Genomic DNA, 11,846 nt, shown 5'->3' on the forward strand with positions numbered 1-11,846 from the left:
AATAATTCCATTGTACACTATTTTTAATCTTTGCTCAGACCCTGTGCTCATTTTTTACTTTAAGCTTTCTTATATCAAATCTTATAATAATCGAAATGATTAGTGCGACAACGAACATAGCCACAAAGATATAAAGTGACAAGGCATAACTTTGTGTTGCTTCATAGATTTCCGCAACAATAAACGGCCCTGCTAAACCAGCCGCTGCCCATGCTGTTAAAATATAACCATGGATGGCACCAAGCTGTTTCGTTCCAAAAATATCGCCAATGTAAGCAGGAATTGCTGAGAATCCACCACCATAACAAGTAATCATGATGAATAGTAAGATTTGGAATAGTATCCCGTTTGTTGTAAACGGTAAAATTGCGAAAACCCCAATCTGTAACACAAAGAAGATTGTATAAAGATTTGGACGTCCAATATAATCGGAAATAGATGCCCAGATTAAGCGTCCAGCACCGTTGAACACACCCATAATCCCCACCATGACAGCGGCTGCGCCAGCAGAAAGGCCTGCAATTTCAACACCCATTGGGCTCGCAACAGCTAATATAGCAATCCCACATGTGACGTTGATAAAAAGCATAAACCATAAGAAGTAAAAACGCTTAGTTTTTATAGCTTCATTTGCAGTAAGTTGCGCTAAGTCTTTACTCGCTGTTTTTGTTTCTTCTATAACTACACCAGCTGGTACATAACCTTCTGGCGGTTTCTCTAAATAAAGACTCGCAACTAACATAATAACAAAATAAATGGCACCTAAAATAAAGAAGGTATTTGGTATACCTACGGACTCAATAAGAAAACGCATGACTGGACTCGCAATCATCGCAGCAAAACCAAAGCCCATAATTGCCAATCCTGTTGCCATACCACGTCGATCTGGGAACCATTTAACAAGTGTAGACACTGGTGTAATGTAACCAATACCTAGACCTATACCTCCAAGCACTCCGTATCCGACATATAACAACCATAGCATTTATAACTGAATTCCAAAACCTGCTGTAATCATTCCTAAAGCAAAGAACACTGTAGATACTAACCCCGATTTCCTCGGCCCCTTGGCTTCTACAAAATGTCCCATGAAAGCTGCAGATAACCCCAAAAACAAAATAGCAATACTAAAAGTAAACGATACTTGGCTAAGTGACCATCCGATAGATTCTTGTAAAGGCGTTGTAAATACACTCCATGCGTAGACAGAGCCGATTGAGATATGTATTCCCACACCTGCAAGCGCTATCAACCAACGGTTTTTCTTTGTCTCCATTTTTATTCCCCCTGTTTGTTTGACGAAGTTCCGAAAATTGAAATTTCATCTTAGTTGTGATTATATTAAGAAAAACAGATATTTACAATATGTTTCGATTAGGAGAAATTAAAATGGAAATCGTTACTAAAAATACGATAAGACGTTATGACGATGGGAAGTTTACTGAAGTAGAAGATACGATAGCAGAAGAGTTTCCTCTAACGATATATTTAAATGATGTAGAGTTTGCCACTTTAGTATGTTCACCAGATGATTTAGAAGAACTTGTCATCGGTTTCTTAGCTTCAGAAGGTGCACTCAGATCATTTAAAGAAATCGAATCGATGAACATAGATGAGCGAGGTGGCTTTTGCCATGTCAAGATTTCAAGAGAACTCCCTAAAAATTTCGGTGATTTCTCAAAACGTGTAATCGGATCATGCTGCGGTAAAAGTCGTCAGTTCTATTTCCAAGCCGACGTAGAAACTTCTAAATTCTCACTGTCAGATACAAAGATCACACCAGACCAATGCATTAGTTTGATGAAAGAAATGCAGAATGCAAGTACAATTTTTAAGGATACAGGTGGTATCCACAACGCAAGTATCGCTTCACCAGATGGGACGATCATTCATAAAGGTGATATCGGCCGACACAATGCTCTAGATAAGTTATACGGTCACTGTTTACAAAACAACATCTCAGTCAAAGATAAGATCATTGTCTTTAGTGGAAGAATTTCATCAGAAGTACTCACCAAGGCATCTAAAATCGGTGTGGGTATTGTTCTAAGTAAGTCTGCACCAACTGATTTAGCAATCAATCTTGCTAATGATTTAAATATTACCGCTGCAGGCTTTATACGTGGTAGTTCATTTAACGTGTATAGTCATCCTTGGCGCATTGTTGGTGCTGATGATGTAGAGTAAAAGGGTGAGACTTAAGTCTCACCCTTTATTCTATATAGTTATCCTTATCAAGTTCACCGTGCTCTAGACCTAGGGCATTGTAGTGCCCATTCATAAGTTGCGCAATTTTTTCCGCCCAGGCGATATCTGTCGCGTAAAGATGTGTACCTGGATTCTCTGGATTCCATCTCATCCTATATAATGTGTTTTGATTGTTGTTGATATAGTTCTTCCTAATAAATTCTGCCCCACCATCAATGGCACGCGCTGGTGCTGACCAATTCGCTTGCTCGGCATAAGACGATCCTTCTAAAACAGCATCATGGTCAAAAGCCCCGATGCCAAAAAAGTTATAGTAAACCGTATCATTAACTTGGATTCCTGAAGCGAGTTCAGACTGGCCATGACCAGTTTCTAAAGTCGCGTGAGCAATTAAGTATATTGCATTAATTTGATGATTTTGCTCCGCATCATAAAATGCCTGACCTTCTCCCTCTAGGATGCCTTTACCTTCTAGTTCCTCATTTAATTGTTCTACAGTTGCACCAGATAATTCATCTAATCGGAGAAACTGATAATCATTACTATTATTCATGTTCATAGCATTTTTAATATCATTATCATTCGCCTGTTCTGTCGTTTCATCTACAAGTTTTAAGTCAGTTGTATCATTAGAAATTTGCATACTTACCGCTTCTTCAAAGGTATACGTATGTATCTCCTCCTCATCAAACAGTGACGTTTCAGACACTATAAATGCGAATACAAATAGTGCCATGACGATAATCAATAATATAAATGGTATATTCTCTTTTACCCTATCCATGAACGTCCTCCAAAAATAAATGAGACTGACAATGTCAGTCTCATTCTCATGTTATCAGTATATTGTATTATCAGGACCTTAATCAAACAACACTTTTTCAAGTTGCTTTAACTTCTCCTGACTTTCAGCATCAAGAGATTCGATAGTTATGCGATGCTCAAGAAGATCGGTTGCTTCTTCAATAGAAATACCAATCGCTTCACTAATCTGATATGCAGTTAAATTGCCTTTTAAAATGTTAAAATCTGTCTCCATAATATCACCTGTCTTAAAGATTCTAAATTATCAAGAGCTAAACTAGCATACAAAAATCGTACGCACGTCTATATGTGTATTTATGAAGCTCAAGACAAAAACGCTACGTATTAGTGAATTTTTTTTACTAGTAGATTCATTAAACTACATAATTCATTGCTTTTCAAGCTGACTTTATGAATTATTACAAACAGTTTACATTTTTATAGTATCATACCTGCAATAAAACCTGTAATGACAACTGGAATATTTAAAAAGATAAATGTAGGCACACAGGTATCCCATATATGATCATGTTGACCATCAACGTTTAAGCCTGCCGTTGGACCAAGGGTAGAATCAGACGCTGGACTACCTGCATCACCTAGAACACCAGCAGTACCGACAATTGCAATTATCGCTGACATGGACAGACCAAGTTCAGCACCCATCGGGACAAAAATCGCTGCAATGATTGGTAAGGTCGCAAATGATGAACCTATCCCCATCGTCACGACTAGGCCAACAATCATCATACCAAGTACAATAAATGCCTTATTATCTCCAAGTATATCAGAAATACTGTTAACCAGTGGTGTCACATCTCCAGTCTCATTAATGACGCCAGCAAAACCGTTAGCTGCTAACATTACCATTCCAATATACGCCATAATCTTAATGCCGTTGACAAGCTCGGTATCAAGTTCCGACCATTTAAATCTGAATGACAAGAAGAAAATCATAATTCCACCGAGCGCACCAAAGATCATAGAATCAGTATAGAACTGTACAGTAAAGGTAACGATAATAGCAATAATCGCTGTCACAATAGTGCTAGCACTGACTCTTATTTTCTTTGTAGCTAGCTCACTTTCTTTATCTATATACTTACGTGATTTTCTAAAATACCAAGTCGCGATAATTAAACCGAATATAAAACCAGATACTGGTATCAACATATTTGGTGCAACATCTTGAAAGCTGATTTCTACACCTGCATTGCTAAAACTTTTTACGATTGTATTTTGAAAAATTTGTCCGTAACCAAAAGGTACTATCGCATAGGTAAATGTCAAACCGAATGTAAGTACGATTGCTAGCAATCTTCTGTCTATTTCCAATTCATTAAACAAGCTAATTAAAGGTGGAATCAGTATAGGTATAAAGGCAATATGTACAGGAACTAGATTCTGACTCATCATTGCGATAATTAACAAGGCCAATACGATTGAAATTTTCGCAATAACTCTCGCTTTTTTCGTTTGATTACGCTGTAATATAGATAGGATTTTATCTACAAGGACATCGGTAATTCCACTGTATGCTATCAGGGCAGCAAATCCACCGAGTAAGGCGTAACTTAGGGCAATTTCTGAACCTTGAACTATGCCGCCTGTAAACACAGTAATTACTTCATTTAAATTCATACCTGCTATTAAGCCACCGGCTATCGCTCCGATGAATAACGCTAAAATAACATTAAGCTTACACAGGCTTAAGACCACCATAATTAAGATGGCGATTAAAACTGAGTTCATTCTTTCTCCTCCATAATTTTTTGATAATTTAGATATTGACTACAAATCGCTTTCACTGATACATTGTATATTATTAATTACTGGGAAACGGAAGGTGCATTCCATATGCCTATTAAAATAATTGAAGGCTTACCTGTTAGAAAACAATTGCAACAGGAACAAGTATATACCATAGAATCGTCACGTGCGATATCTCAGGACATTCGTCCACTAAAAATTCTTATCTTAAATTTAATGCCGCTGAAGGAAACAACCGAGCTGCAGTTGTTGCGCCTACTTGGCAACTCTCCCTTACAAGTCGATATCGACTTTTTACATATGTCTACTCACAAAAGTAAAAATACGCCGACCTCATATCTGCAAAAGTATTATAAAACGCATGATGAAATTAAAGATGAACATTTTGATGGCTTAATCGTTACCGGTGCGCCAGTAGAGAAGTTCGATTTCGACAAGGTAGCCTACATCGATGAGCTTAAAAAAGTGGTCGATTGGGCACAATCACATGTCTTTAGTCGCTTCTATATTTGCTGGGGGGCACAATTCGCTTTAAACTATTATCACAATATCGATAAACTTCATTTAGATGAAAAACTTTTCGGCATCTTTGACTATCACAACGTCTTACCTAGCCACCCTTACATTCGTGGTTTTGATGACATCTATCAAGTTCCACAGTCTAGACATACTAAAATAAATGAAAAACAGGTGAGGGCTGTAGAGGATTTAGAAATTCTGTCTGAGCATCCGCTTTTTGGACCAGATATTATCACTTCTACTAGTCAAAGAGATTTATTTATTTTCGGTCACTTAGAGTACGACCGTGACACGCTAAAAAAAGAATATGACCGTGACATAGAAGCTGGTGCGGATATTCAGCCACCATATAATTATTACCCGGGTGATAACCCGAAAGAAAAACCAATGTTTCAGTGGCGAAGCCATGGTCATCTACTCTTTAACAATTGGCTTAATGAAACTTATCAAAATACGCTTTATGATCTTACTAAACTTCATAAGTTAAAATAAGAAACTGCTGCAGCGAACCTGCAGCAGTTTTTGTTAGCATGTTTTTGTAACCTTATTATTTAACGCTTCACTCTGTCTTGTTCTTGAGAGTTCCATGAGGCGTTTAGTGAATTCACGAGCGTATTTATCTAGCGTATGGTCTTTTAGATAAGTTACATTTTTCTCAATGACCTTATCTTCACGTGCTTGATCTAAGACAGGAATATTATTCGCACGCTTATAATCTGCAATTTCCCTTGTTATATTCATTCTTTCTTCAAACAATTTCATAAGTTGGCGGTCAATACGATCGATTTCATTGCGTAACTCTTCATGTTTCCCCATGGTAAACCTCCTCTATTATTTCGTTAATATAGGACGATCAATTGTTTTACCCTCAAGCTCCAACAGGACATTTATTGACTGCATTAAGTCAGAGAACTCTGCAGGTGTCAGACATTGTTGGCCGTCACTCCAAGCATTCTCTGGATCTTCATGAACTTCGATTTGTAAACCACTTGCACCTGCAACTACTGCAGATTTTGCCATTGAAGGAATAACATATCTTGTACCTGCAGCATGGGATGGATCAACAATAATAGGTAGATGAGATTCCTTTTGTACTACCGGTACAGCTTGAATATCTAATGTATTACGTGTCGCTGTTTCAAATGTTCTGATACCACGTTCAACAAGTACTACATTTTCATTCCCGCCAGCCATGATGTACTCAGCTGACATTAACCATTCTTGAATTGTTGCCGACATTCCACGTTTTAAGTAAATCGGTTTGTTCGTTTGACCTAAGGCTTTAAGTAAATCAAAGTTTTGCATATTTCTCGCACCAATTTGGATGACATCCACCATATCAACGAATGTATCAAGATGGTCTGTACCCATGAGTTCAGAAACGATTGGTAATCCTGTTTCTTTCTTTGCTTCATTTAGAATTTTTAAGCCTTCGACACCAAGCCCCTGGAAACTATATGGTGATGTTCTAGGTTTGAATGCACCACCGCGCAGTGAATTTGCACCTGCTTCTTTAAGTTTAATTGCAAGTTCCACTGTGCTGTCTAGATCTTCAACAGAGCAAGGTCCTGCACACATCATAAAATGATCTGCCCCGACTTTAACACCATTTCCAATATCTATTACACTATCTTCTTCTTTAAAACTTCTGTTCGCTTTCTTATATGGCTTTTGAATTCTGTACACCCCGTCCACGATACTGTATTTTTTAAAATCATTTTCAGAGACTTTGGATGTATCGCCGATTAGACCGATGATTGTTCTTCTTTCACCATCAGAACGGTGCACTCTAAAACCAGCATTTTCTACTGCTGTAACCAATGTCTGAATGTCATTTTCCTTTGCGTCACGTTTTACATGAATAATCATAAATATAGCCTCCTAATAATTTTAAAAATAAAACTGCCACTTAACTTTAAAGATAAGTGGCAGTAGGTATAAAAAAATATATTAGAAGTCCCGACCTCTAGCCACTTATTTTTAAGTAAATGGCTAGACATTACAAAATCTTCAGCCATCATTGATACAAACAATTTGTTTTACGTTTGTACAAATGATGAGTACAAACGGTATCAAAAATAGCTAAAGTAAAGCGTGTTATTTGGTTGTATAATCTTGTGAGTTAACATAATAACAGCTCCTTGTAATGTATTTGATAGTTATTATAGACTCGGCTTTTTCGTTTGTCAAACCAAATCTCAAAATTGATTAAATCTTTACATAATTTAGTCATTTACTGTATAGTCATTAAGATAACAATACTTGGAGGCATATTTATGAACATCGCAATTATTGGTCTAGGAAATATAGGTGGCTCATTTGCCAAATCAATAAGAGCAAGTTTCCCTAACTATAAAATATATGCAATCGATATCGATACGGTTACTCTAGATAAGGCACAATCAATTGGGCTAATTGACGGAGGTTCTGATGATTTCACTGCTATTATACCTAAAGCAGATTTAATTATCTTTTCTGTTTACCCTACCTTACTCAAGAATTTAGTCGAAAGCTACGTCCCATACTTTAAAAATGGTGTTGTCATTACTGATGTGACCGGTGTTAAATCATCTGTAATCAATCAAATTGAACCCCTTTTACCTAAAAGTGCGGACTTCATTTTCGGTCATCCAATGGCAGGTCGTGAGAATCGCGGGCTAGAATTTAGTAGTCGTGAGGTGTTTATTGGCGCAAACTATTTAATTACACCCACTAGTCGGAATCTCGAAGAAAATATAGACTTCCTTAAAAACTTTGTTAAACAACTTGGTTTTGGTAATATATCTGTGATCACACCTGATTTTCATGATGAGGTGATTGGATTTACCAGTCAACTCGCCCATGTCATAGCGATTTCTTTAATCAATAGTGATGATACTAACCGCAATACAAAGCAATACACAGGGGACAGTTATAGAGATTTAACACGTATAACAAATATTAACGAAAAACTATGGCCTGAATTATTTATGATGAATAAAGATCACCTTATTAAACATATTGATAATTTCAAAGTACAACTTGATAAACTGACTCAAGCAATTGAGAATGACGATGTTTCGACCATGGAAAACATGATGGTCGAGAGTACTAAACGCTACATGGATCTCCATGATTTGAATGAAGAGTAAACACAAAAAGCGAGACCTGAAGTGATCACTTCAGGTCTCGCTTTTTGTTTCTTAGTATACTTTATCCCCGTTGAAAATTGAGTTTTTAACGATGACATAGTCTACATTTCTGATTGATTCTAAATCTTTACCGCCTGCATATGAAATAGATGACTGTAGGTCCTGTTGCATTTCTACTAAAGTGCCTTCAAGTGGCCCTTTATATTCAACGTACATTTTCTTACCTTCAACGTTTTTGTGTTCACCTTTTTGGAACTCTGAAGCTGAACCAAAGTACTCTTTATATTTCTTACCATTTTCTTCGTAAACTACGCCTGGCGATTCTTCGTGGCCAGCAAATAGTGAACCTATCATCACCATTGAAGCACCAAATCTTACTGATTTCGCAATATCTCCATGCGTACGAATCCCACCATCTGCAATAATTGGTTTAGATGCAGCTTTTGCACATAGACGTAGTGCAGCAAGTTGCCAACCACCTGTACCGAATCCAGTCTTAATTTTAGTAATACATACCTTACCTGGTCCAATACCTACTTTAGTTGCGTCTGCACCCGCATTTTCCAATTCACGCACGGCTTCTGGTGTACCGACGTTACCTGCGATTAGGAAAGATTCTGGAATATGTTTCTTAATGTGTTTAATCATATCCATTACACGGTCTGAGTGTCCATGTGCAATATCGATAGTAATATAGTCAGGTACTAAGTTTTCTTCTTTTAATTTAAGCACAAAGTCATATTCTTCAGGCTTGATTCCAACACTAATAGATGAGATCAAATCTCTTTCTTGCATCTTTTTAATAAAATCGATACGTGTCTCTGGGTTAAAACGGTGCATAATATAAAAATAACCATTTTCCGCTAAGTATGTGGCTATATTTTCGTCAATAATTGTTTGCATGTTAGCTGGAACGACTGGTAGTTTAAATGTGTGTTTTCCAAATTGAATCGAAGTGTCACACTCTGATCTGCTGTCAACAATACATTTGTTCGGAATTAACTGTATATCTTCATAATCAAAAACGCTATCCATGATAAATGCTCCTCTAATCCGTATATTAATTACATGATATTATTATCTCGTTCGCCAATAGGGATTATAAGGGATATGAATTATAAAGTCAACGAAAGACGTTGAAATAAAAAAGAACCGAAAATTTTCGGTCCTATCCTTTAAATATACTTGCAAGTTTACCGAAGAAGCCTTTCTTCGGTTCTTCAATTTGTTTTTCTACAGAATCACGATAGTTAAGGTTTTCTGGCTGTGTTTCTTTTTCTTCGTTAGATTGACTCATATCCACACTTGTTTTTGGCCGATCTATTGTGTCATCAGTAGATGGCTCAGGAGGTGCTTCCTCTGATATATGATTTTCCTTAGGTTCAGTTGCCTCAGATTCAGTTTTTGAAACTTCTTCTGTTGAAGTTCTAGTATCTTCAGCTTCCTCTGTTACATTTACTTCTTGTTCTATAGTAGAGTCATCAACTTCTTCCACACCAGGCGCCTCTGTTTTAATCGTTTCAGTTAATGCAGCCGGTTCCTCAGTGACTTCTTCAGATACAGTCGTTTCTGTCCCGTCTTCAGGTACTGTTTCAGATTCTAACTCATCTGCAGTTGAAAGTACCCCATCTTCTTCAAAAGCTGTATATTCAAGCGCTGCACGATCATATTCTTCAAGTCTTTGAACCAGAGTATTGATATTCGTTTTTAATGCTTTGTTTTCATTTTGTATTTCGTCTAATTTCTCTAATACAAGTGAAAACATTCTTGAAATATCGTGGTTCGACATATTAGAAACTTCGTTTGTCTCTTCTGAAGAATCTTCATCGAAACTATTTAAGTTCTCTATAATCTCATCTGCTGCTGAATCCAAAGTATTACCTGGAGATTTAGCAATTCTAATCATTTCCTGGAGGATGCTTACATCCTTTTTAGAGAAGAGTCTACGATTATATTCATCCTTAGCCACTTCATAATTTCTATCCTCAAGTAACCTAACATACTTTCTCACATTCTGATCGGATAACTCGACCATTTCTGTTACTTGTGCGGTTGTATAATATATAACGTTCCGAGACTGGTTCACCGTATCACTCCTGTAGGTTTAATACAATCATTATAACGCCTATCGTTACAAATTTCTAGATGCTTTATAGTGTTGTAACGGCGTTGCACCGTCTTAATTATCGAAATATTCCATTAAAACATTGACTTTGCTAGCTACTTTTATATATATTTAATCTATCTTTCAACAAATACATAAGAAGAAAGGACGTTACATATTGGATACTAAACTTTCACAAATATCATTAAATCCAGACCATACTGGAGCAACAACAAATCCTATTTATTTAGCCACTGCCTATGAACATGAAGGTGTAGGTAAATCAACTGGTTTTGATTATACAAGAACTAAAAACCCTTCAAGATCATTCTTTGAAGAGGCATTTGCTGACTTAGAGGGTGGCTATCAATCATTTGCAACTGCGAGTGGAATGGCCGCTGTTCAACTGTGTTGTAATCTATTCAACAGTGGGGATGAAATATTAGTAAGTTTTGACCTTTATGGCGGTACATTTAGAATTTTTGATTTCTATGAAAGAAAATATAATATAAAATTCCACTATGTCGATTTTAATAATGAAACGACATTAAAAAAACACATAAACAATAATACTCGTGCATTCTTTATAGAGCCTATTACTAATCCTTCAATGGAAAAAACTGATTTAAAACCTCTATATAAGCTCGCTGAACAACATGAAATTCTCACCATTATCGACAATACATTTTTAACACCTTATCTTTCGCAACCCTTGACTGAAGGTGCAGACATTGTACTTCATTCAGCAACTAAATATATTGGTGGACACAATGATGTATTAGCAGGTGTTGTCACTGTTAATAATCCAGAATTAGCAGAACAATTATTCCTATATCATAATATGGTTGGTGCAACACTCTCACCAATTGATTCTTTCCTTTTACTTAGAGGGCTTAAAACCCTACATATTCGTATGGATCGCTCAATTGAAAACGCCAAAAAAGTGGCTGCCTATTTTAATGGACATAAGAGTATAAAAGACGTACTTTATGCTGGAACTACAGGCATGCTCAGCTTACGTTTCAATGACAACTATAGCGTCAATAAATTCTTAGAGAATATTGAAGTATGTACTTTTGCAGAAAGTTTAGGTGGAACTGAAACCTTTATCACATTCCCATTCACACAAACTCATGCAGAAATGCCTGATGAGGAAAGATTAAAACGCGGTATCGATGATACTTTAATCCGGTTATCAATTGGTATTGAAAATGCAGATGATATTATTAATGATATCGAACAAGCTTTAGAAAAATCTATAAAATAGAATGCACTATAAAAACCCCTTTCGTTAGCATTATCAACGAAAG

Annotated in this window: 11 protein-coding genes and 1 pseudogene; 4 read left to right on the forward strand and 8 right to left on the reverse strand. The window is 36.6% G+C overall.

All coding sequences use genetic code 11. From position 1 onward, the window contains the following. Positions 1 to 34: 34 nt before the first annotated feature. Positions 35 to 1,276 (reverse strand): annotated as a pseudogene (locus H624_RS11385) (L-lactate MFS transporter). Positions 1,277 to 1,389: 113 nt separating this feature from the next. Between H624_RS11385 and fdhD the strand changes: the two are divergent. Beyond that, positions 1,390 to 2,187: a formate dehydrogenase accessory sulfurtransferase FdhD gene (fdhD, locus tag H624_RS0100535; protein ID WP_035855233.1), complete on the forward strand. Its 798-nt coding sequence runs from the start codon at positions 1,390 to 1,392 to the stop codon at positions 2,185 to 2,187. Positions 2,188 to 2,212: 25 nt separating this feature from the next. Here fdhD and H624_RS0100540 read toward each other — a convergent pair whose 3' ends face one another. From H624_RS0100540 to H624_RS0100550, 3 genes are all read right to left on the reverse strand, one after another. Then, complete coding sequence (locus H624_RS0100540; RefSeq protein WP_026865824.1) at positions 2,213 to 2,992, reverse strand: N-acetylglucosaminidase; 780 nt, start codon at positions 2,990 to 2,992, stop codon at positions 2,213 to 2,215. A gap of 78 nt (positions 2,993 to 3,070) precedes the next feature. Further along, positions 3,071 to 3,247, reverse strand: coding sequence for a hypothetical protein (locus H624_RS12490; protein ID WP_156889119.1), 177 nt, complete (start codon positions 3,245 to 3,247; stop codon positions 3,071 to 3,073). Positions 3,248 to 3,450: 203 nt separating this feature from the next. Next, positions 3,451 to 4,764, reverse strand: coding sequence for a Na+/H+ antiporter family protein (locus tag H624_RS0100550; protein WP_026865825.1), 1,314 nt, complete (start codon positions 4,762 to 4,764; stop codon positions 3,451 to 3,453). Positions 4,765 to 4,869: 105 nt separating this feature from the next. Here H624_RS0100550 and H624_RS0100555 point away from each other — a divergent pair, with 105 nt between their 5' ends. Then, positions 4,870 to 5,793 (forward strand): homoserine O-succinyltransferase, encoded by a 924-nt coding sequence (locus H624_RS0100555; RefSeq protein WP_026865826.1) that lies wholly within the window; start codon positions 4,870 to 4,872, stop codon positions 5,791 to 5,793. A 33-nt stretch (positions 5,794 to 5,826) separates the two neighbouring features. Here H624_RS0100555 and H624_RS0100560 read toward each other — a convergent pair whose 3' ends face one another. Then, positions 5,827 to 6,117, reverse strand: coding sequence for a chorismate mutase (locus H624_RS0100560; protein ID WP_026865827.1), 291 nt, complete (start codon positions 6,115 to 6,117; stop codon positions 5,827 to 5,829). 15 nt (positions 6,118 to 6,132) lie between these two features. After that, a complete protein-coding gene (aroF, locus tag H624_RS0100565) occupies positions 6,133 to 7,170 on the reverse strand; it encodes a 3-deoxy-7-phosphoheptulonate synthase (protein ID WP_026865828.1) in 1,038 nt (345 codons plus the stop codon). A gap of 407 nt (positions 7,171 to 7,577) precedes the next feature. Between aroF and H624_RS0100570 the strand changes: the two genes are divergently transcribed. Then, positions 7,578 to 8,432 carry a prephenate dehydrogenase gene (locus H624_RS0100570; RefSeq protein ID WP_026865829.1) on the forward strand — a complete coding sequence of 285 codons (855 nt, stop codon included), beginning with the start codon at positions 7,578 to 7,580 and terminating at the stop codon, positions 8,430 to 8,432. Between the two features lie 51 nt (positions 8,433 to 8,483). Here the strand turns inward: H624_RS0100570 and guaC are convergent, their stop codons facing one another. Next, positions 8,484 to 9,467 (reverse strand): GMP reductase, encoded by a 984-nt coding sequence (gene guaC / locus H624_RS0100575; RefSeq protein WP_035855240.1) that lies wholly within the window; start codon positions 9,465 to 9,467, stop codon positions 8,484 to 8,486. A 133-nt stretch (positions 9,468 to 9,600) separates the two neighbouring features. Beyond that, on the reverse strand, positions 9,601 to 10,518 hold the full coding sequence (locus H624_RS0100580; RefSeq protein WP_026865831.1) for a prolipoprotein diacylglyceryl transferase: 918 nt from the start codon (positions 10,516 to 10,518) through the stop codon (positions 9,601 to 9,603). A gap of 193 nt (positions 10,519 to 10,711) precedes the next feature. On the opposite strand from H624_RS0100580, the gene H624_RS0100585 reads away from it, so the two are divergent. Further along, positions 10,712 to 11,803, forward strand: a complete 1,092-nt coding sequence (locus H624_RS0100585; RefSeq protein ID WP_026865832.1) for a PLP-dependent transferase — start codon at positions 10,712 to 10,714, stop codon at positions 11,801 to 11,803. The last annotated feature ends 43 nt before the right edge of the window (positions 11,804 to 11,846 follow it).

The sequence above is a fragment of the Jeotgalicoccus marinus DSM 19772 genome (assembly GCF_000425825.1).
GTDB classification, from domain to species: domain Bacteria; phylum Bacillota; class Bacilli; order Staphylococcales; family Salinicoccaceae; genus Jeotgalicoccus; species Jeotgalicoccus marinus.